This is a genomic window from Aureibacter tunicatorum (assembly GCF_036492635.1).
GTDB lineage: Bacteria > Bacteroidota > Bacteroidia > Cytophagales > Cyclobacteriaceae > Aureibacter > Aureibacter tunicatorum.
This window is the reverse complement of record NZ_AP025305.1, coordinates 1,161,038-1,184,853: the sequence shown is the minus strand read 5'-3', so window position 1 is coordinate 1,184,853 and position 23,816 is coordinate 1,161,038. Positions and strand designations below refer to the sequence as shown.

The window sequence follows — 23,816 nt, the reverse complement described above, 5'->3', positions numbered from 1 at the left end:
ATTCGAAAAAATATTTTAATTTTTCGACAATTACATTTTATTTCAATATTTTTTTGATCGACTCAAGTTCATTCGCGATATCACCTGCTCCAATTGTCAATAACAACTCAGGATTCAAATCTCGTATTTCCTCAAGAAGACTATTCTTTTGAATTCTCTTCACTCTGTCGTTATTCATAACATTTGTTATCAATTCGGAAGTTACTCCTTCTATAGGCAACTCTCTTGCTGGATAAATCTCAGTCACTAGGACATCATCAGCCAAATCCAACGATCTTGCAAATTCATCCGCAAAATCCTTTGTCCTTGAGTATAAATGAGGTTGAAAAACCACCGTCAATTTTTTTTGCGGATACATTTCCTTCAAAGAACTTATAATCGCTCTAACTTCTGTCGGGTGGTGCGCATAGTCATCGATAAAAGTTCTTGAATCGGACTTAATATGATACTCAAATCTCCTTTTAACTCCTTTGAACTCTTTAACGGCCTGCCTAACTAAATCTGAAGAAGCCCCATTCTCCAGCGCTAAGGATATCGCAGCCACCATATTCTCAACATTATGATCTCCCGGAACCAATAACTCACAATTTTCAAGCTTTGCAATTGGTGAAACATAGTCAAACACGCAATAACCTTCTTTCACTCTCAAATTTTCTGCTCGAAACGAAGCTACACCTCCATTCAATCCATATTTTCGATACTCAAGCTTAGGGTTCAACTGCGAAAGCAAATGACTCGGAAGCTTGGATGAAACATAAACAATCGCTCCGTCATTGAACTTATTTGTAAAGTCAACAAAAGCTTTAACCACTTCCTCATCGTCACCATAGATATCCAAATGATCCGCTTCAATAGAAGTTATAATCGCTTGATCTGGCGACAATCTTAAAAAAGAACGGTCAAATTCATCCGCTTCAACAACTGCAAGCAACTCTTTATCAGCATCTCCCAATAACAAATTGCTATTATAATTTGATGAAATTCCTCCTAAAAATGCAGAGCAATTGACTCCAGACCTATCTAATAAAAAAGTAAGCATCGTACTGGTAGTTGTCTTACCATGCGTACCAGCCACAGCCAAAGTTTTCATCGAAGCCGTAATCGCCCCCAACACCTCAGCCCTTTTCAATATTTTGTAACCTTGATTCTCAAAAAATAACCGAACAACATTACTCCCGCTAATCGCAGGCGTATATACCACTAACGTTGATTCTTTGCATTTTATTACATTATCAGGGATACTTTCTATCGTTTCTTTATAAAAAATTTTTATTCCTTCACTTATCAGCGATTTTGTTATATCAGATTCAGAGCGATCATAACCAGAGACTTCCTTGCCATGATGATTGAACCACCTTGCCAAAGCGCTCATACCAATTCCGCCTATGCCTAAAAAATATACGTATTTAATCTCCTTCAAATTCATGCTTTCAGCTTCTCTATTTCATCAACTATTTTCTTGGTCGCATATGGCTTCGATACCTTGTTCATATTATCAGCCAACTCCTTCATCAAACTCGTATTCTCCACAAGGTCTATGATTTGCTTTTCAAGCTTCGTATCCAATTCGGAGTCTTTGACTAAGAGACAGGCATTCTGATCTAGCAGGCTTTCAGCATTTTTAGTTTGATGATCTTCAGCCACATTCGGTGAAGGAACAAATATCGATGGTTTACCAACAACCTCTAGTTCAGCAATAGAAAGCGCTCCCGCTCTAGATACTACCACATCGGCAACCCTGTAAGCAAAATCCATTCGTTCTACAAAAGCCATAATTTTCAAATGAGGGTCTTCAGCCAAATTAGCTTGTTCCTCTACAATCGCATCATAGTAAAACTTTCCTGTTTGCCAAATCACTTGCAGACCTTGGTCTAGCAAATTCTTTACACACTTGCTCATAGCAAGATTTACCGATTTAGCCCCAAGACTTCCGCCAATAACCAACAAAACAGGCCTATTTGACTGTAATCCAAAATAATTTAAAGCTTCGTTTTCATCAATTTTCTCCACTTCGACCAAGTCTTCTCTCACAGGGTTCCCTGTAGCCACGACCTTATTCTTTGGAAAATATCTTTCCATTCCCTTCTCAAATCCAGCACAAACCTTGTCAATTCTATTCCCCAGCAATTTATTAGTCAAACCCGCATAAGAATTCTGCTCTTGAATCAATGTGGGAATTTTCAGTACGGTAGCCATATACAATAATGGACCACTAGCAAACCCTCCCACGCCTATACAGGCTTCAGGTTTAAACTTTCTCAATATCAACCATGAATGTATTAAGCTCACGATTAATTTCAAGGGAAACATCAAATTCCTAAAACTCAAACTTCTTTGAATACCATCAATCCAAAGCCCTTTTATTTCGTATCCGGCTTTTGGAACGCGTTCCATTTCCATTCGTCCCTTAGCTCCAACAAATAAAATCTCGGCTTGAGGATTGCGCTTTTTTATCTCATTAGCAATAGCCAGGGCTGGATTTATATGACCTCCTGTTCCTCCCCCGCTTATTATGACTCTATTCACATCAAATAATTTTGAAATCTAAAAATCACTTAACTTCAATCATCGGCTCATTTTTCAATACAGAATCACTATTGAAAGTATGCTCGACATTATCATTGCTTCCTCTGCTTACACTTAATATGATTCCAAATGAAATCCCTGTAAACAACAAAGAAGTACCTCCCATGCTTATCATCGGCAATGGCAAACCTGTAATCGGCAATAATCCTGTTACCACCCCCATGTTTATCAAAGCTTGAAATACTATAGCAAAACTCAAACCTGCTGATAATAACCCACCATAAGGTCTATCACTATTTGCTGCCGTCACCATGCCACGATACAATAGGCCTAAGTATAGCAACAGAACAAAAACACCTCCCGTCATACCGTATTCTTCAATAATAATCGCATAAATAAAATCGGAATAAGGATGAGGCAAAAAGTTTTTCTGTTCGCTATTTCCGGGTCCCTTTCCTGTGACCCCTCCTTTAGCTACTGCGATATAAGATTGCTCTGCTTGAAAAGAAACTTCTGTTTTGTCCCAAAACCTTTCGAGTCTAGCCGCAGCGGTTCCAAGCCTTTGCCCAAACATCATCGCAGTTCCGCCAGCTAAGACCGAACCGACAAAAACCATCACCATGAAAAACTTCATCGGAATACGGCCAATGAAAAAAATCACCATGCAAGTCGTGAAAAGCATTGCCGATGAAGATAAATCTGTCAAGCCTATCAACCCACAGATCGTAACCACCCAACCTAAGATAGGCATCAAGCTTTTAAAAGAATCTGTTACTTCATGCTGAAGCTTTGACAGCTTGAAGGCTAAACTTGAAATCAAAGCCAGTTTAGCCAAATCGGAAGGTTGAAAAGCTAGGTTTATAATTGGCACTCTCAGCCATCTTGACGCTTCATTAATATTCAAACCATATTTCCAAGTATATAAAAGAAGCGGCACAGAGATAATCAAACCGATCTTTGATAAAGCGCCATAATATTTATAATCCACTTTATGAGCCAGCCACATGCAAAACAAAGCGACTCCAATCAAAGAGCTGTGTTTAATCAAATAATACTCGGTATTTCCATTAGCCATTTTAAATGCTAATGTTTGGGTAGCGCTATAAACCGCCCAAATACTCATGATGGTAAAAATGAAAACTATTGTCCAGATGTAATAATCACCTGTGACATGCTTTTTCATCCATGATTTTACTGTTTCCATAAACAAAACACCTTTGTGTCAGGGATTTAATATTAAAATTTCAAGGAATTATTATATAGACTTAAAAAATCTATTTGCATCAATTACGGGAATAATTATTTTTTTCACAATAATTTATTCACCTCTTGTTTGAAAACCTGTCCACGATGTTCATAATTCTTAAATAAATCGAAACTTGCGCAAGCCGGGGACAGCAAAACGACATCTCCTTTTTCTGCCAATCCAACAGCTTTCTCAATAGCTTCATCCATACTATGACAATCGTATACAGGAATAATATTCTTGAAAGCAGAAATTAACTTGGCATTGTCCTTACCTAAAGCAATCAAGGCCTTGACATTTTTTTCAACGATTTCCGATAGCAATGCATAATCATTTCCTTTGTCAACTCCTCCCGCGATCCAGATTACATCGTCAAAACTTTCCAAAGCAAACTTAGTCGCATCAACATTCGTCGCTTTCGAATCATTATAAAAACTCACTCCATCAACTTCAGCAACCTTTTCCATACGGTGTTCTATTGGAGAAAAAGTTCTCAAGCCATTCAAAATCTGTTCATTTTCAAGACCTGCTTTTTTCACAGCGACTACAGCATGGGCTACATTTTGAACATTATGCGGTCCTTTCAAAGACAATTCGTTAAATGATATTCTCAAATCCGAAGCTGGAAATATTAGTTCCATACCGTCATAAACGCATATGCTATTTTCACTTTGCGATGTCAATGACACAGGAACGCAATCCCTATTTTCTAAAATTGAATCGTTCAAACGCTGTTTAATAAATTCATCATCAGCATTGAAAATAAAACTATCGCCACTCTTTTGATTCTTTGTTATCCTAAACTTTGAATCAACGTACTTGCTCATATCATAATCGTACCGATCCAAATGGTCAGGAGTAATGTTTAGCAAAACAGCAATATTAGGCCTGAATGTATCAATGTCGTCAAGCTGAAAACTAGAAACCTCCAAGACATACCATTCTTTATCTTGTTCGGCAACTTGCCTCGCAAAACTAAAACCTATATTACCTCCAAGCCCAACATCATACCCAGCACTTTCCAGCAAATGATAAATCAACGAAGTCGTAGTCGTTTTCCCGTTAGTTCCTGTTATAGCAATGACATTAGCACCTGTAAGCTCAAAAGCAAATTCGATTTCAGAGACAATCTTAATTCCATTGTCTTTCGCTTTTTTTAATAATGGAATTGTCCCTGGTATACCAGGACTTTTAATTATCATGTCGGCATCAAGAATCAAACTTTCTGTATGACCTTCTTCTTCAAAATCAATATTTTGAAGTTCAAGCTCTTCTTTATACTGACGGTTCAATACGCCAAAATCCGATAAAAAAGTTTCAAAACCCTTCTTCTTGGCTAAAACAGCCGCTCCAATTCCACTTTCACCACCTCCTAATATCACTACTTTACTCATCGATACTTATCTAAGCTTTAAAGTTGTCAATGTTAAAATCGCCAGCAAAATCGTGACAATAATAAACCTGCTCACAATCTTTGACTCATGAATTCCCATCTTTTGATAATGGTGATGCAAAGGCGCCATTTTAAAGACTCTGCGACCTTCTCCATATTTCTTTTTCGTATACTTGAAATACCCTACTTGAATAATCACAGAAAGATTTTCTATAAGAAAAACACCGCATAAAATAGGTATCAACAATTCCTTTTTAACCACTAAAGCCATGACAGCAATCACACCTCCTATGGAAAGACTTCCTGTGTCTCCCATGAATACTTGAGCGGGAAAACTATTATACCATAAGAACCCTATGCAAGCACCAATAAAAGCCGCGCAAAATATCACTAATTCTCCCGACATTGGTATATACATGATATTCAGATAGTCCGCAAATATCGCATTTCCTGACAAGTAAGCGAAAATCGCCAGAACAATACCAATCACGGCAGAAACACCAGCGGCCAATCCGTCAATACCATCCGTAATATTCGCACCATTCGATACTGCCGTAACAATAAATATCACAACCAAGACATAAACTATCCAAGTATAACTATCCGGTAAAAATGGCAGAAGCATCGAATAATCAAATTCATTGTTCTTAAGAAAAGGAATAGTCGTCACTGTTGACTTGATATCATGATATGCGGTCATCACTCCACCACTCAAATCTTGGGCGTCATTGATTCTAACCACCACATCTTCATGAAAATAAAGAGTAAGTCCTACGATCAAACCCAGGCCAACTTGTCCGACAATCTTGAACCTTCCGGCCAACCCTTCTTTATTCTTCCTGAAAACTTTTATATAATCATCTAGAAAACCAATAACTCCCATCCATAAAGTGGAAACTATCAACAATATGATATATATATTATCTAATTGAGCGAAAAGTATCGTCGGTATCACAATAGCCATGATGATCATAATTCCTCCCATGGTTGGCGTACCTTTTTTTTCCATCTGACCTTCCAAGCCCAGATCCCTGATGCTTTCGCCTACTTGCAAGCGGTGCAACTTGTCTATAATCGCTTTGCCAAAAAATATTGTGATAATCAACGAGGCGAACATCGCTGCTCCAGCTCGAAAAGTGATATACTGAAAAACTCCTGCTCCAGCTAAATCAAAAGTCTTTTTTAAATAATCAAAAAGATAATAAAACATTTTTAAACTATAGTGTAATCGTAAATTCTTAAACTTTGCTATTCAATTAAGCGTCCAAAAAAGACCTAAGCTCCTCCCTATCGTCAAAGTGGCTTTTAATACCATTGATCTCTTGATAAGTTTCATGTCCCTTGCCAGCGATAAGAATCACATCTCCCTTTTCAGCCAGCATAACCGACAATTTAATAGCTTCTCTTCGGTCTGTCAATTTGATATATTTATGCAAATCCTCATCTCTCACACCTTTTACCATTTCATTAAGAATCAGTTCAGGATCTTCGCTTCTTGGATTATCAGATGTCAATATTACTTTATCACTCAGTGAGCAAGCTATCTTAGCCATTTCAGGTCGCTTCGTTCGGTCTCTATCGCCTCCGCAGCCCACAACAGTGATTATTTTCCCTTCCGGTCCTACTTTCTTAATCGTATCCAACACATTTCCCAAAGCATCAGGCGTATGAGCATAGTCAACTATGGCTGTCAGTGATTTTTGATTTTCAATTCTCTCAAATCTTCCTTCAGCGCCTTTCAACTGCGACAATATCATCAACGCTTCATCAGAATCCTCATCCAAAAGACTAGCAACAGCATATACGGCTAAAATGTTATATGCATTGAAAAGCCCTGTCATCCTCAACCACACCTCTTTTCTATCCAGTTCCAACTGAAGCCCTTCGAAAGTGTCCGCAATTAATCGAGCTTTGAAGTCCGAAGGATTTTTTAAAGAATATGTATAGGCCTTGGCTTTTGAGTTTTGCAACATCACCAAACCTCTTTTGTCATCAACATTTACCAAAGCGAAGGACTCTTTGCCCAACCGATCAAATAGAAGTTTTTTTGCGCTTATATACTCTTTGAAAGTGCCATGATAATCCAAATGATCATGCGATATATTTGTAAAAACAGCTCCTTTCAATCGAAGCCCAAACATTCTATTTTGAACTATCGCATGAGAACTAGCTTCCATGAAACAGTGGCTTACTCCTTCCGAAACCATTTTTGCCAACATTTCATTAATCGCTAAAGCGTCTGCAGTCGTATGAGTGGAAGGAATAATCTCATCATTGATGCGATTTTCAACCGTTGAAAGCAGACCAACAGAATGCCCCAACTTTTCAAATAATTGAAACAACAATGTTACCGTAGAGGTCTTACCATTTGTCCCTGTCACAGCAACTATATCCAATTTAGATGAAGGGTTTCCATAGTAATTTGACGCCATGACACCCAATGCCTTTGAACTGTCATTCACTTGCACGTAAATGACTTTGTCAAAGTTTTCCGCTATGTCACCTTTTTCTTTTTCACCTACTATAGCGACACAACCCGCAGCTATAGCTTTGTTAATATAGTCATGTCCATCAACATGCAAGCCATTGACAGCGACAAAAACATCGCCTTCGGCAACTTTTCTGGAATCAAACTGAACTTTAGCAATTTCTAATCCCAGGTCATCTTCGGAGCGAAATTCCACTCCTTTCAATAGGTTATTAAGTATCATTAAATTTCAGTTTTAAAAAAATTTGAGTGCCAATTTTTATTTTATCGCCAGGAACAATCGACTGAGTCTCCACTCTGCCTGTTCCTTTATATACAACTCTTAATCCAGCATTCTCCAATAAATACATGGCATCTTTCAATGTCATACCTCTAACATCGGGAACTCTATTCATCGCATTTCTATTGGACACCCATTCCACAGCGTTATTATTGACTCTAGTTTTTACCCATTCGTCATCTGTCTTCATATGATTTGAAATTCCCAACTCATTGCATAAAAACTTCAAATCCTCACCCAAACCTTTCTTGATAACAGGGAATGAACCTTGGCTTGATTGAGTCTCCAAGCCTGCTTTATGCAAATTCAAATCCGTGGAATAAATCTTATCTGCGATTTCCTTAAAGACTGGAGCCGCAGCATCGCTTCCATACTGCTGCCCACCCGTAGGTTTGTCTATCACAACTATGCAACTGTACTTTGGCGACTCCGCTGGAAAGAAGCCTGCGAACGAAGTATAATACTTTTTTGTGTATTTTCTATTAATTACTTTCTGAGCTGTTCCAGTTTTACCCGCAATTTTATAATAATCATTTTTAATATTTTTCGCAGTGCCTGTTTCAACCACTTCGACCAATAATTCCCTCACTTTACTCAAAGTTGCGTCCGAACAGATTTTCTTTTTGATCACTTCTGTTTTGTAAGTTTGAATCTCTCTATTGGTTTCAAAAACTCTCTTGACGATCATTGGCCTCACCATTCGCCCATTATTGGCTACTGCGTTATAAAATGCCAAGACATGCAAAGGCGTCAGTTTCAATTCATAACCAATAGACATCCAAGGCAATGTTACTCCACTCCATGTCTTATCATCAGGACTCTTGATATATGGCACGCCTTCGCCCACCATTTGAAAGCCTAAAGGCTCTAAAAGTCCCATATCCTTGATATAATTTATAAACCGCTCAGGAGTTAAGCCAAATTGGTCATTAACAAGCTTAGAAATCGCGATATTGGACGATTTGGCAAATGCGTCTTTGACCGTTAATTCGCCATATCCTCCGGGCTTGTGATCTCTCATTATCTTGTCGTAAAACTCATACTCGCCATCTCCAGTTTGAACCTTATCATCAATATCCAAATTAGATTCCTCAAACAACGCTATCATGGAAGCCAATTTGAACGTAGAGCCCGGTTCAGTCAATCCTTGCGCACCAACAGCAAAGTTGTAATTCTCATAATAGTAGTCCGACTCTTCATCATAACTGAGGTTCGTCATTGCCTTGATCTCACCTGTTTTCACTTCCATAACCACGGCGCAACCATAGTCTGCCTTATAGCTTTGAAGAGCGGATTTCAAAGCGCTTTGAGCCACGTCTTGTAGATTTATATCAATCGTAGTTTCAATATCAAAGCCATTCACAGGCCTAACTTCAGACTCATCATGCACTGGTCTCCAACGCCCTCCTGAAATCTTTCTGTACAGGGCTTGTCCATTCTCACCCGCCAAGCGATCATTGAAACTATACTCCAAGCCCGCTCCATTGTAATTCTCATTTACAAAACCAATAGTCCTTCTGGCCAGATCATTAAAAGGCAAAAAGCGTTTATTCACTTTTTCGAAAATCACGCCGCCTTTCATACGGCCTTCCTTAAGAATAGGCCAAGTCTGAACTTCTTTCTTATCCAAATGATCAATCAACTTACGGCTCAATACGATATACTGTGATTTATTTTTTCGAGCGTCATTGATCATTCTTCTGTAGCCATTTGCCGATTTCCCTCCAAATTTTTTGGAAAGCAAGTCAGACAGCGTATCGATTCCTGCTTTATAAACTTCATCGGAAGCTCGCGTAGGGTCGAATGCGACTTTATAGAAAGGCAATGATGTCGCCATCAAACTTCCATTATCTGAATATATATTTCCTCTTGTCGCTTTAAGTTCTTTATGTTTCAGACCGATCTGATCAGCTTTTTGAATCCATTTCTCCCCTTCTACAAACTGTATAGCCACAATCCTATAGATCAAAGCCACTGCAAACAACAGCACGAATAAAAAAGCCAGCCGCGAGCGGAATAATATGGATTTCTTAATATTCACTTTTTTTCACTTGTATCTTTACTGGTGGAACCAAACTTTCCTTCAAGCCCATTTTCTTAACACTTTTTGCTACTTCAGACTGCTTGCTCGCATACATGTAAGAAGCCTTAAGGGTAGTATAATTCGCTCTTAAATCTTCAACTTCCACTTGAAGCTTGTCTATCTTACGGGTATTTTTCTCGGTCATGTGGCTATTGCCTATGTAAATAATTCCCATCAGACTAATAAAAACAATCTTAGGCAAATATTTGACAGGCAAACCGCCTTCGAAAAAAGCATCAAGATTCACATATTTCTCAATCACGCCAAATATGCTCACTTGCTTTTTCTTTCTAGCTGGCCTTTTTCCCGATCTGTAGCTATTTCTTATCATCTTGTTTCTTCTCGGCAATTCTCAATTTGGCGCTTCTAGCTCTCGGATTCTCATCCACTTCATCTGGAGTAGCAATCACCGGCTTGCGAGTCACTGGCGATAAAGGCCTGATCAAATTACCATAAAAATCTTTTTCAGCTTCGCCGGAAAACTTGCCCTTGGCAATATAATTTTTTACCAGACGATCCTCCAATGAATGATAGGACATGACCACCAATCTACCTCCAGGTGCCAAAATATCTCCGCATTGAACCAGCAAATCCTCTAATGCTCCCATCTCGTCATTCACTTCTATTCTCAAAGCTTGAAAAGCTTGAGCGAAGTACTTGAACTCTCTATTTCTAGGAGCTATTTTAACCAATATATTTTTCAATTGGTCAATTGTTTCGATCGGACCTTCGGATCTGGCAGAAACTATGGCAGAAGCTAAAGTCTTGGCATTTTTAATTTCTCCATAAATCCCAAAGATCTTGTGCAAGTCTTTTTCAGCGTATTCATTAACGATCGTTCTAGCTGTCAAAGTTTGCTTTTGATCCATTCTCATGTCCAACTGGGCGTCAAATCTCGTTGAAAAGCCCCTTTCACCTTCATCAATCTGATGTGAGGAAATACCCAAATCAGCCAATATGCCATCCACTTGAGAGACTCCTTTAAGCTTCAAGAATCGTTTGATATGCCTGAAATTAGCCTGAATAAAATTAAACGACGACGAATCAATCCCTTCGACATTTCTCAAAGCATCCGGATCTTGATCGAAACTATACAATTTTCCATTTTCATCAAGGTGCTTCAAAATTTCCTTGGAATGCCCTCCTCCTCCAAAAGTCACGTCCACATAAATGCCTGAAGGGTTGATATTCAAGCCTTCCACACATTCACTAAGCATTACAGGTATATGATATTGATCCGACATATTCTAAGAATTTTCTAAAATTAAATTGAAAAGCATGCGTATTTAAAATCTTATTTCGAGACAAACCCATTGCTTTCAAAAATCCCACAAATTTAGTTAAAGATATTCATTCACAACACTAATCCGTAGACAAAAAAACTGCGGCAAAGCCAAGTTCGCTAATAATTGATCATTTTAACACATATAGTTCTTAAAAACAAAAAAAAGGCTGATTCTTTCAAATCAGCCTTTCCTTGATAATTATATATTATTCCTTAATTCATTAAGGTTTCAAATAAACGTAACCTGATAATGGTTCACTGCCATCATTCTTCTCAAAGATATAGAAATATGTTCCTTCCGGAAGTACTTTATCTCCTAGCTTAAGATTGATATTAGATACTCCGTCCCAATCATTTCTATACCCTTTCTTCTCATAAACTTTGCTACCGTATCTATTATATACTCTCAACAAAGAGTTAGGGTATTTTTCAGCCTGTTGGATAACAAAATAGTCATTCACACCATCGCCATTAGGGGTAAACATATTGTGAACCAACACTTCATCCACATCCAAGACATTAATATAAACCACTGCCTGTCCTTGATTACCTGTAGAATCATGAACTTCATAGAAGAATGATAACTCTTGAGGCTCCACATCCAATGCATGGAATGTAAATGATTTCGTATCATCAAAATACTCAAACTCACCCACATCAGGCAATTCTCCTACGACCTTAAACGATCCTGGATCAAGGTCTCCGTCAGGATCCGTGTCATTTTCCAATGGGAAGATATCAACAGACTCATTCGTTCTTACATAATACACATCATCTCTTACGATTGGCGGGTTGTTTTTGAACGTTTCATCAGATACTAATACTATGAATTCCATTATTGAAGTATTATCAGAAGCGTCTTTAGCTGTATACCTAACAATGTACTTCACATTTTTAGGGAACAAGCTACCGTTTCTCAAGTCAACTTTGTTTCCAGTCAGCTCTTCGAATATTTCATATTCAACAAGAACATTTGGATCGCAATTATCCACAGCTTCAGGCTCTCTCCAATTGATTGGCAAACCATCTCCAGCCCCAGTGATCGTCTCATAAATATTTCCAATTTGATCCAAGAACTCAGGAGCTTCTCGATCCAATTCCCTATTCACTACCACATAGTTGTCAGATATTTCACTTTCACAACCCAGTGAATTGGATATAGCAATTACCCTAAACACATTGTTGTAATCGCTCAAATATTTAGGATCAAGCTCAAATCTCAATGTTTTACCTTGCTCGATTGGCTCTACTTCAGTCAACGCTTCATCTTCCGAATTAACTAAGTAATAAGTATAAGAGCTGTTCGTCTTGGTAAGTTCCACTACAGCCGGAGCTGTCGTGCTACACAGAGTCCCTTCAGCTTTCATCTTAACGTTCGCATCAGGTAAAGGCTCTACATACACATCAACTACCACATCTAAAGTATCAGGACAAGCTATGTAATCTTCAGCTATATACTCAGCCATTATTTTGAGTTTATTCTCATACAGTTTCAAGGATTCCCCTGGCACTGTGAGTGTCAAAGAGGCATCCGAGACATCAACAGGATAAGGTTCTGTCAATGCATTACCTTCAAAATCAACAACAGTATATTGCCAGTTTTCAACAACTTGAGGCAATGTAATTTCCAAAGGTTCTCCAAAACAAACTCTGCCATCAACTGGATTGGTCGTTACATTTTGATCCTTATTTGCTAATTCCGGAGTAACTAAAATAGTAACCGTCCTATCTAAATCTATTTCTCTATTACAAGTCTGGGTATCTGTCAACTTTCGCCTCGCTGTGATATTAAAAGGTCCATTCTCACCCGGTCTCAAGCCATGCCTTCTCACACTTATGACATTTTGATCACTGCCATCACTATCAGTATCCTCAAACTTAATCACATCTCCATTTACGTGAAGGAAATATTCAACATTCGGTTCAAGCTTGCTTAAGGTTACTAACGATCCGTCATCATCTGTGGTAACTGAAGAATAACAAATAGATTGCGCCTCTACCTGAATATTTCGAGGATCAGGCATAACTTCAACAATAAACTTCTCTTCAAATATAATTTCACACCTATTATGCCCCTGAGTATTATTTGGGTTATCTATATCCAATACTCTAGTAGCAACAACTGTAAATTCAACATCTCCAGGCCTTCCAAGTCCAGTAAACTTATTAGCATCCAACGTTACAAATCCAGTATTCGGATCAATTGTCTCAAATTCACCATCATCCTTACGAATTTCATATGAATATGCTGGATCCATATTTTTCAACACTTGTCCACTAAACGCCTCTCCTAAACATGACTTTGATCCTTCAATCAAATCCATATATAGTGGTTCGACACCAACAACCCTCATTTCAAAAACATGAACTGTATTAATATTTGTAACATCAAACTCACAGCCTTGATAATGACCTCTCAACTCAAATCTATAAATACCTAGTTTCCAATTGTCAACAACATCATTCACCCAATCTTGAGTTAAATTAAGCTTCGCATGTGGATCAGGAACACCAGTCCTCATTACATCCTCGTCTATCAAATTTCCTTGATCATCATATAATGAGTAAGTTCTACCTATCTGCCCTCTTTCTCCATAAATGTCAACAAAATTCACTGCACTAACATAGCTTCCTAAATCGCTAATGCAAATTTCAGGTATCGTAACTATGTCTTTAGCCGGCAAGCTTTCTTCCACAACCTCAACGTCAAAGTCAATCACTGCCACTTCATCGCATAATTGATCTTTTTGAGTAAATAAAGTTAAGTTATGCGTATTGCCTTGTTCAGCTGGCGAGAACAATGATGGATCCAAGTCCAGATACAAGTCTCCTCCCATGTAATACTCTTTCACACCTGAAACAATGTTTCCAGAGACATCCTTAACGAAATAATACTGCTCAGTTGTTGGATTATTCACTTTCACCAAATCCCTACCATCAACATTCAGACATTGCATTGAAATCTCGTCAACATCAGCATCAGTCATCGGCAAACTTTGTACCCCAATACTCAACTTATTAATAAGCTCAGTTGAACAACCAAACTCTGAAGTCACTGTAATCGTAAAAATGTTTACCGTACTATTCAACTCAGCAGCTGGAATCACTAATTGAGGCTCAGGGTTACCTGGAACAAAACTCAAAGTTTGGCTCCAAACTTCATTTTGCCTTTGAACAACATAATCCATTCTCACCATAGGATCATATCCAGGAATGATCTCCGATAAGCCAGCTACGTAGTCCGTGTTATAGCATATAGGAGCTACTGTTGAAACATTCGTATTCTCATCTGGATTAGGATGTATTGTTAATTGCTCTTGATCCAGCAAAAAGTCTCCGCCACAACCAGTACCTACTTGAGTTGCTCTCACTTGGAAAACTCTTACCGCTCCGTTAATATCTGCTCCATTAACAGGAATATCAATTAACAAATCACCATCATTACCAGAAACACCTGTAATAATATCCTGTCCTGTTACCTGGTCCACCACATCATAAGAGACTCCTTGTTGGCTATTTTCAATAGTCAATGAATAATCACCTCCGTAGCAAATTTCCGCATCAGAACCAAAAACATTCAAAGACAAATCAACCTTAGGGCTAATCACAACCCTAACCTCTTTCATGTCTATAGCAGCGTGGTAATCATTACAACCTACATTTCTTGCATTAAGATAGAATGTCTTCTGCAAATTCGTTAGGTCAGCAGCATCCAAGTCAACCTCAACACTCACCATTCCTCCATTACCTGCAAAATCATAATAAGCAGCTGAAGGATCCCCTTTCAATGCTCTAACATCAGACAAGTAGTACTCAGTATCTGACAAAGTAGAAATGGATAATATAGCCTTAGCTGGCAAAGCACTATCATCAGGGTAGCAAATTTGAATATCAGCTTCTTCAATAACTGGTAAAGGAATGATTGTTATTTCTAATTGATTATCCAAGGTTCTTACACAAGCATTGCCAACACTATTCTCCGCCGTAATATTAAAGAACCCATTCGACATTAAATCAGCACCTGATATAAGCACTTGATCATTAGGATCACTTATTACAATATCATTCACACCATTTTTAATAGTATATACAACTCCAGGCTCCATATTTGGAATGACCTGCGAAGCCAATACATCAAAATCCTCTCCCACACAATGGTCAAATGATGCTACATCAACAGTCAAATCCGCAATTGATGACACATCAATTATAACCGTATTTTCTAAAGTATCAATACATCCATCATTAGACGCCTCTACAGAGTAAGTATACGCTTGAGCAATGGTATAAGCAACTTCACTAAACGATAAATCACTGCCATTACCCGTCATTGTTTCCAAAACAATGTTGTTTTGCAGCAATGTATAAACCGTTCCGTTTTGTGAAGCTTCAACAGTAATCGTAGACGTTTCGTCAAGACAGACTTGAGGCGCATCAGAGCGAACAACAAGCATATTATCTATCTGATTCTTTACAGGGATAGTGATTTGTTGTGCTGGATCATTAAATCCATTACATCCATTTTTACGAGCTGTAATATAGAATACGATTTCACCACCTGATATTCTGGCGGATTCTATTGGCAAATCAACATCGTAATCACCCCCATTACCAACAAAAGTTTCAACAACTTCATTGCCTGCCGCATCTTTAGAAATTCTATATTCTTCATCAGTTGCTGACGGTACTGCTAAAACATATGTCAAGTAATCAGTATCAGTAGGATAACATATTGGATCGATAGTCAAAACAGGCAAAACAGGCGAAAACTTCACATCAACCACTATTCCGTTTTGCATTTTCACCTCGCAATTATTACCTGTTTTCTTACGTGCGAAAACCACAAAGTTCGCCTCTCCACCAGGCAATGAAGTCCCTGGAATTACCATCGCGTCAGCAGCATCTTGAGGATCCCATGTATCCAAATCCACTGTCAAATCATCTTCGGATCTCAGAATATATATAACATCCATTTCCGGATTATCAATAAACGAGACTAAATTCGCCGTCAAGTCATAATCCTCATATGGGCAAAGCTCGTCAGTTGGCGAATTTATCGTCAAGGTCGAATCAGGCAATGCCTCTATTTCAATGCTCTGATTTGGATCCCAGTTAACTTTACATCCTCTGCCAATCGCTAAATCCTCAACCTCAACCATCACAGGATAACTTGCAGGGTCGCTTATGGAATTTCGATTGACTACGTCAACTAATTGTCCCGTTTGATTCTGAATATATGGGATTAAGTCAGCTTCAATAGTCGCTGGAGTTGTCGCAAAAACCCTATACGTTTTAGTATCCTCTAAACCATCCAATGTTATTGAAATCGGTGTTTCATCATTTTGACATAAGCTATTCGGTGAAATGCTCATGCTCAAGTTATTCAGATTTGGTTGTTGATATGTAAAAGTAACAGTATCCACAGTTATTTCATCATCACAAATATCCAATCCTGAAGCAGGATTAGGACGAGCAGTGATATAGAAATCAACTGTATTCACACCATTAAAGTAACCAGCCGCATTTACAGTATTTTCATCTATAGCATTAGACCAATCTTGAATTACAGGTGCAATAGAAGGGTCATTTACATAATTCGCATCATCATAGACATTATATAAATAGTTAGTGTTTCCTGCTTGTCCATTAACAATAATCAAATCATCATCCAAAGCACAAACTACTCCATTCTTTGCATCAAAATTAAAATCATCAGGTCTGAATTGAGGATTCACTGTAATTTGCACCGGCACAGTATCGTTTTTACATGGAGTTGCTGGAAGTAAATATTCAGCCAATACATAATAAGTTTGCGACTCTTGAACAGGAGGCAACACTCCTGTATAATCGATTTGAGGCAACAAGCTTGAAGGCACATTCAAAAATGCTTCTCTTTCGTTATTCTGCAGATGCGTCAACACAACCTCAACAGTTGGGTTCAATAAATTTTTATCCGCATCCAAAAGCGTGTATCTCACATTATAACGTAAAGTATCATTTGTTGCAGGATTATTATCCAAATCTACCGGATACAATCTTAAGTCCACATCCTCCCCATCGCAAATCGTCACAGGATCAACCAGAACATTTTGCTCAGGCAGGTTAAAGCAAGCCTCAATATCAGTCTTCTCTACTACAGTTGTTACTGCGCTTTCATCATCCAATGGAATGATTGGGTAAGCCGAAGCTTCTATGAAATCTCCATCTTGCAAACAAACCAAGAAGTCTTTTGGTATTTCAACACTTTGAATATAGCTATCACCAACTTCTATTTCTTGTGTTATAAATCCTAAATTCTGATGGTATAATCTTGCTTTTCCTCCCCCTGGAATTGGTCTGTAAACTCCCCATACTAAATTAATAGTATTTGCAGGCAGGTCAGGTCTGACAATGCCGCTACCTGGATCAGCCGCTTCATTGGTAACCTTTACCTCCATCGTAACAGGCACTGATGGGTCATGATTGATATAGTCTCCGTTGTTATAACAAATTTCAAAATTGAAATCTGCTTTAACTTTTGGCAAGTTGGTCAACTCAACCACAGCGCTAAACTCTGAACTTGCTCCAAAGTAACTGCCATAATTGTCTTGATCGATCAACGAAGTCTTTAATTTCCCTGTATTTTGATCCACAATCGCCAGGTCATTGATTCTCACATATTTACCTGTAATAAACTTACCTGGCTGAACATCCACATCAGGACCTCCTAAAAACTCCGTAATTGGAGCTTTAAAAACCGGATTATTCAAAATTTGAGTTCCTGTAACCGCAATTGCAGACAAAAACACCCTTCCTTCTCCAAGAAACACATCCTTGTCGTTCGCAGGATCATTGTGCTGGTTTTCGGCGTCTATTAAAGTTGGATAATCTTCATAACTGAAACTTCTATAATCGTCATTAGCATAAAACAACAAAGCATAATATTGATCATTCTCTCCATCAGCAGGCAAGCCTTTCAACTGAATGCTCACATTCCCATCCTGATCAATCGCGCTTAATGTAAATACAGGATAGTTCACATCAATAGTATTTGCATCATGTTCTGTATGCCCTTGTCCTGGATCTCCCACACCAGAGAAACTATGTTGCAAGTCTATACCCAAATCGCCATTATTATAAATGGAATTGGCAAGAATAGACACATGCCTATCTTTATCACTTGCAAACCATCCGTTTATAGGGTCATTGTCAAATGCAATTCCATTATGCACATTGTTAGCAATTGTATTTTTCTTTCCATCTCCAGCCAACAAACCTCCGATGACTATATTTTGATTTCGATCAGATCTTGCAGGGTTTGTAGCAGTAATAAAGATTCCTGATTGTTGTTGGTTTGCAAGAACATTAGGATCAGTATCTCCATTCCCCATATCCACAACGCCTCCATCTGGAGTATTTATCACGCCTATCCCATTTCCATAAATTTCCAAATCGGAAACGCCATTGATCAAAACACCATTGCCCCAGTTCCCTGCAATATTATTATCCAAAACTTTATGTCCTGAACCTTCCAACATAACCGCTCCTCTAGTCTTCACATTTCTTTGACTAGCAAGAACATTATTAGGAACTGCCTGAGGTGTATTTAACAATATGTTCAGCCATTTATTCGCACCAATCGTATTATTCTGAATGACATTATCATCTCCCTCCATCATAATCGCGGCACTCATATTACCAGAAATCACATTTCTTTTAGACAAATCCGCTCCACCAATCATCACATTATCGCTATCAACAGTAATTCCTAATAAATTCGGCTTCGCTGTTAGCCCATCCATAGCCAGACCAATAAAGTTTGATTCTATGCTATTGGATTCAGAATTCACAGATATTGCTGAAATACCATTCGTGTTATTTGTCAATGAGAAACCTTTAATGGTCGAACCATCTGAATCATCTCCCAAATTTAAAATCGAACCTGTGATATTATTACCTTCGATTTCAATTCGGATATCATGTTCTCCATAATTGATATCCGCAGAGCTACCTTGTTGAGTAAAGGCGTCCAATACGATAGGAGCCAATATTTCAGGCAAATCAATACCGTTCAAGTCAATAATAAAATCATCCCCTGGTTGATATTGATAAGAGCCTTTTTGTCTAATTTCAAAATAACTCGTTTGTGTACCATTGATCAAATTTGCATTCGTAATAAACTGGTTCAAAGAACCTTGATCATTGCTATTTGGATTAACAATGACACTATAACTAAATCCAAAGTCAACACCCTCTACTCCATTCGCATCAGCAATAACTACTGTCGATAATGACTGAGGCGTTTTGAAGTTGTTGGTCAATGAAACTAGCGGAGTATTATTTGTATTCTCATCAGCGTCAACCAAATAAGGATCTTCACCTCCAACTCTATTCCCAACAGGTTGCAAAGCTCCATTATCTCCTTGCATTCTAAAAGTTTGGACCGGTAATGCCGCTGGATCATCCGGATGATCAACAGTGCTATTTACAACTCTCACGTGATATTTTCCTACAGGGTATCCAGCGAACTTATAATAACCGTCGCCATGAACAGGGTCATTCTGTGTAGTAGCTGTAGCCACGAACTGGCCATTTTCTTTATAAAGCTCTACTCTAACTCCATTTACAAGCCTGTCCAACAGTGGGTCAAACGCAGTTCCCTGCCCACCATTATAGTCAACATCTTCAAATATTTTTCCGCTGATATCACCAGCTTCTGAACAATTTACTACTTTCCAATATTGAGTTACTTTCAATCTGTTATTTGCTAATGGACACTGATTAACACCATCTCTCAATTTGAAAATCATCTCGATTCGGATATCATTCAGCGATGTTTGATTGGGAACTCTAGTGATCATAACCCTATCAGTACCGTCAATAGGCTTCTGCCACACAACATTTGCATCAGGCAAAACTCTTTGATTAGATGTAAATGCCTGAAATTCAACATCAGAAACACTCACTCCCTCAGGCAAATCGAAAGCAACATCAATAAATCTAACCGTTTCGATTTCTGTATCAATACACCACTCAGGATCCAAAGCACCACCATTATCGCTCAGATGAGCTGAAAATGGTTGGTTTGCCACAAAAACACCACTTAACGACGCTCCGCTGTCACCTCTTCTTCCAGTGAATAACTCTACATTTCCATCGCCATTATTGCCTTCTCCACCAAAAACGTCTCCAACGAATACCGTTTGAAACTTATGAACTTCCGCATACTCGATATCTTTATACAGCAACTTTCCTTGAACATTCCCTGCCGCATCTTGAAAAGTAGGCACTTTACACTTACCTGAGAAATTCTCAAAATAACCGATTCCATTTTTATCGCCATCTCTATCTTGAGTATCTCCCCATACCAAATCCAAATCGCCATCTTGGTCAATATCAACAAAATGCGTTGTCACATCCCACTCAACATTGCTTGGCATTTCGCCATAATCATTACCACCTCTATACGGTAACCCGAATGGATCATCAACTCTATTTCTAAAAATCGCTTGAGCAGAGCCTTGATTCACATTCCAATTCGGAGAAGCTATATTTACAGCTCCTGTATTTTGATCTATTGCGTGATTTTCATAGTAATGATATGAACCTGTCCCGCTTGAAATAAACAAATCCAAATCGCCATCGCCATCAACATCCTCCAAGCTAGGGAAGATTTGATTAAATTCTTGCCCTCTGAAATAAGCCCCAAAACTATCAGGCAATCCAAAAGGGTTTTTTCCTCTATATTGAAACCTAATCTTCGATGCATCATTTCTATCTTCGATTGGCGTAACATTTTCAAAATACAAAATACCGCCTCTCTCAGATCCGCAGTTCACTCTATTATAACCAACCAAAACATCCAGATCACCATCGTTATCCAAATCCCCCATTGTTATCGCCGGGAAGTGGTATTTGTTTGAAAAGCACTCTGAAGGCTCAGGCAATACAATCTTAAACTCATCTGCGGGAGCAAATTGTCCTCCGCCTAAATTTTCAAAGAAATAAATCTTTGATGTAACATTAGAACCTATAGTTGAGCCGACAAAGCAATCTTGATCTCCATCGCCATCTATATCGAAAAACTTAATAACAGGACCTCTAATATCTTTTACCAAATCCCATAAATTGGAATTAAAGTTTGTCTGATTCGGCATCTTAAGCTGAGAGCTAAAGATAAGCCTGCATTCATCAGGTTGCTTTCCTCCTCCAAATTTAACCGCAAACTCCTTGGTTATCGGATCTCTATAATTAGGATCATTATTCATCGAAGTAGTAATCGCAAGCCTAACCACGCCTAAAGACACGGCGGTTGCTTTAATTCGATACATATGGGTTCCGTCTTTAGGATCGACTATTCCCAAGTCCTCTACAACTATATTACCGTTCGGCAAAATCGATTGGTCATCGGAAGTCACAACAGGAACCGTGTAATCAAAATTTGGAGCGACTATCTCAAAATCTGTTTCCAGATAGGATATATTATTAGGATCGCACACATACTGATTTGGAGGTTCCAATATATCAAAAACCCCATAATCGAACTGAGCATATGAAAGGACACTGCTGAATAAAAATGTAAAAAGTAGCCATCCCCTTAGCCGGCATGAATTTGTAAAACTCCTTCGTCTCATTGGCAAAATATTATATTAATCCTGTTTTTTCAAAATTTAACAATCAGATAACACCCATTCTGATCTTATATTCACACTTGAATACTTATTAATCTTGTCGTCTAAAAATAAGCTATTTTGCAACTATTACACATAGATGCAATTAGATAATTAATAGAAATTCGATTTTTTCAACTTAAATTGAAATTTTTTAAAAAAATAAAAACATTTAAAACTTAGAGTACGAACCCGACTAATCCACAATACTTTTTAATTTTTATGTAATGCACAGTATTAATACAACAAACGCAGACCAAACAACACGTAGAATTCGTATGGAAACTCAAAAAAATAAAAAAGCTAACTTAACTACCTTTCAAGAACAGTAGAGTTAGCTTCACAACACCTGATTACAATTTATTCAAGCCGGTGATTGCTCAACCGGCACACCTGTTTACAATATTCTAGAAATACATACGACAATCTTGATCTGAACGCTTCAATTTAAAGTCGTAGTTTATCGAAATCTCGTGAGTACCATTATTATGATAGAATAATCCTGTTGTAGCTAAATCATAAGAGTAGCCAACTTTCAAATGGTCTGTCAAATTATATTGCGCGATCGCCACAAAGCCATCCCCAATTCTATATCCTCCACCAAACCAGATCTTATCATAGGCCAACAACAAAGCGTTCACATCAATCGAAGGTGGCGCTCCCGCTGTCATTCTCAACAACATCGAAGGCTTGATTTTCAAAGTTGAGCTTAGATCAAATACCGCACCTGTAGTGAAGTAATAATGAAGTTCATTGAATCTAACATCTTGACCATTTTGAGTCTCGCCATCAGTAGCTTTCGAGAAAAATTTCGGAATCGAAAAACCTGCGTAGAATCTCGAGCTATAGAAATAAACCCCTGCTCCAAAATCCGGCTCGCTTGAAGGTTCAAGACCATAAACCGTTGGATCATTAGGATTCTCAGGATTCAACATATCCTCATTGATTGAAAACATATTATATCCAGCTTTCACACCAAATGACAAATATGTGCCCTGCATTTCTTTCTTGCTTCTCACGACATACTTTCCACCTCTCTTTGAAACGCTTTTCAAAGTCACTCTTTTTTCAGAAAGCTTGATTTTATAGCTCACATCCAAATTTATATTAGTAGTCTCTGTTGGACCAATTTTATCTTGAAGCACGGAAAACCCTACCCCCAAGTTATACTTTCTGATCGGAGCGCTAAAAGAACCTGTCAAAGTTTCAGGAGCGCCTTCCAATCCAACCCATTGCGCTCTATACACCAATGCCGCCTGATATGCATCATGAGACCCCGCGTATGCCGGATTTACGATCTGCATGTTATTCATATACTGGGTATACATCGGATCCTGCTGAGCAAACAAGCGATACGATGTCGCTAAAAGCAATATTGCAAACAGTAAAGATTTCAACCTCATAAGCTATTATGTAACGTTTTTATATCCTAATTCTATTCCAACCTCAATCATCAAGCTCAATTCCTATCAAGTCACTCATGATTGCAAAAGAAAGCATTTAAAGTAAAAAGCTTTAAACAAATAAACTAATAAAAACTTCCTTTTATAATTATAAAAATTAATTTACCTAAAAAAAAATATTAACCATAAAAATATTCAAATTGGAAAAAATAATACCACACATTCAAATACTGGAATTAATTTTTGACAATTATTAAATTTCTTGCTATTTCAAGGTCAAATCAAATGGCTAACCAATAAAATCAGATAACCTCTAAAAAAATAACATCAACTTCGCAAAATATAACATTGCACACCAAAAAGCTTAACCTACATCAAATAACGCCTCTAAAGTAAAAAAATTACGCTTTAATAATTCAACACGAATCAGTTAATTTTTAAAATACTTAATATTAAAAAGCAT

At 38.0% G+C, this 23,816-nt stretch carries 11 protein-coding genes; all 11 read right to left on the bottom strand.

The features are described from left to right. Positions 1-37: 37 nt before the first annotated feature. Complete coding sequence (gene murC, locus AABK36_RS05040; protein WP_309941848.1) at positions 38-1,426, bottom strand: UDP-N-acetylmuramate--L-alanine ligase; 1,389 nt, start codon at positions 1,424-1,426, stop codon at positions 38-40. Beyond that, positions 1,423-2,526, bottom strand: coding sequence for an undecaprenyldiphospho-muramoylpentapeptide beta-N-acetylglucosaminyltransferase (gene murG, locus AABK36_RS05035; RefSeq protein WP_309941846.1), 1,104 nt, complete (start codon positions 2,524-2,526; stop codon positions 1,423-1,425). The genes murC and murG overlap by 4 nt, the downstream gene beginning before the upstream one ends. Positions 2,527-2,551: 25 nt before the next feature. Beyond that, positions 2,552-3,730 (bottom strand): FtsW/RodA/SpoVE family cell cycle protein, encoded by a 1,179-nt coding sequence (locus AABK36_RS05030; RefSeq protein WP_309941844.1) that lies wholly within the window; start codon positions 3,728-3,730, stop codon positions 2,552-2,554. Between the two features lie 104 nt (positions 3,731-3,834). Beyond that, a complete protein-coding gene (murD, locus tag AABK36_RS05025) occupies positions 3,835-5,166 on the bottom strand; it encodes a UDP-N-acetylmuramoyl-L-alanine--D-glutamate ligase (RefSeq protein ID WP_309941843.1) in 1,332 nt (443 codons plus the stop codon). Positions 5,167-5,172: 6 nt separating this feature from the next. Next, positions 5,173-6,375, bottom strand: a complete 1,203-nt coding sequence (mraY, locus tag AABK36_RS05020) for a phospho-N-acetylmuramoyl-pentapeptide-transferase (RefSeq protein WP_309941840.1) — start codon at positions 6,373-6,375, stop codon at positions 5,173-5,175. 46 nt (positions 6,376-6,421) lie between these two features. Next, positions 6,422-7,876 (bottom strand): UDP-N-acetylmuramoyl-L-alanyl-D-glutamate--2,6-diaminopimelate ligase, encoded by a 1,455-nt coding sequence (locus tag AABK36_RS05015; RefSeq protein WP_309941839.1) that lies wholly within the window; start codon positions 7,874-7,876, stop codon positions 6,422-6,424. Next, positions 7,866-9,974 (bottom strand): penicillin-binding protein, encoded by a 2,109-nt coding sequence (locus tag AABK36_RS05010; RefSeq protein WP_309941837.1) that lies wholly within the window; start codon positions 9,972-9,974, stop codon positions 7,866-7,868. Before AABK36_RS05010 ends, AABK36_RS05015 begins: the two co-directional genes overlap by 11 nt. Then, the gene (locus AABK36_RS05005; protein ID WP_309941836.1) at positions 9,964-10,347 is read right to left on the bottom strand and encodes an FtsL-like putative cell division protein; all 384 of its coding nucleotides are present in this window, start codon (positions 10,345-10,347) and stop codon (positions 9,964-9,966) included. Before AABK36_RS05005 ends, AABK36_RS05010 begins: the two co-directional genes overlap by 11 nt. Then, on the bottom strand, positions 10,334-11,260 hold the full coding sequence (gene rsmH, locus AABK36_RS05000; protein WP_309941834.1) for a 16S rRNA (cytosine(1402)-N(4))-methyltransferase RsmH: 927 nt from the start codon (positions 11,258-11,260) through the stop codon (positions 10,334-10,336). The genes AABK36_RS05005 and rsmH overlap by 14 nt, the downstream gene beginning before the upstream one ends. A gap of 262 nt (positions 11,261-11,522) precedes the next feature. Continuing rightward, positions 11,523-21,914, bottom strand: a complete 10,392-nt coding sequence (locus AABK36_RS04995) for a T9SS type B sorting domain-containing protein (protein ID WP_309941833.1) — start codon at positions 21,912-21,914, stop codon at positions 11,523-11,525. Between the two features lie 443 nt (positions 21,915-22,357). Then, on the bottom strand, positions 22,358-23,353 hold the full coding sequence (locus AABK36_RS04990) for a PorP/SprF family type IX secretion system membrane protein (RefSeq protein WP_309941832.1): 996 nt from the start codon (positions 23,351-23,353) through the stop codon (positions 22,358-22,360). Positions 23,354-23,816: the final 463 nt, after the last annotated feature.